At 53.8% G+C, this 636-nt stretch carries 1 protein-coding gene; it reads right to left on the bottom strand.

Annotated features, from left to right (window positions below; all coding sequences use genetic code 11):
* Nucleotides 1-470: hypothetical protein (locus ACLD7X_RS17815; protein WP_411425025.1), on the bottom strand; the 470-nt coding region annotated here is incomplete at its 3' end.
* Between the last annotated feature and the right edge of the window lie 166 nt (nucleotides 471-636).

The raw sequence follows: 636 nt of genomic DNA, 5'->3' as shown, positions 1-636 counted from the left end.
CAAAACGATCCGCCATACTGCTGGAACAGATAGCTGTTCTCTATGCTTGGGAAGTCTGCCGAGGCATACACGTCGTAGTCGGGTGCCAGCAAGACGTCAAAATAACCGTAACCACGCAAAGACGGGGAGAGCAACACTTGGCTCTGCAACGTGTCTCGAACAAGGCGCCGAACACCAGAAAACAGCCCGTCCAACCGGCTACGATAGAACGTCATGAGATCCGCCCAACGTTGTGGTGACGGCCACTGGTCCCAATAGCCGTGTCGCTGTACCGTGGAGGCCGCCAGTTGTTCATTGGGCAACACTCCTGGATTGTCCACGCCTTCAAGACGAACGTCATCCAGGAAGACATCTCCTGTTTCACCGCCCATCATGAACCAGATCACGGATCGGGTCGTGTCACTGGGGCGTCCACTGAATATCATTTCATACGGTTGCCATGCCGATGACAACGTGACGGTTTCGTTCAAGCCGAAGTTGTCATAAGGGGGACCCGAGTTCATGACGGTAACGATAAGCGGCCTACTTCCCTTTGCAGCCGACGTTTTTGCACGGAACTGGAGCCTATAGAGTTGATTTGCGCGTATCATCGGTATTTGCTGGCACGTCATGACGTTATACCACTGCGGGTTGCTA

The organism is Aphanothece microscopica RSMan92 (assembly GCF_046613545.2).
In the GTDB taxonomy this organism is placed as follows: Bacteria; Cyanobacteriota; Cyanobacteriia; order PCC-6307; family Cyanobiaceae; genus NIES-981.
This window is presented reverse-complemented; position numbering and strand designations above follow the sequence as displayed.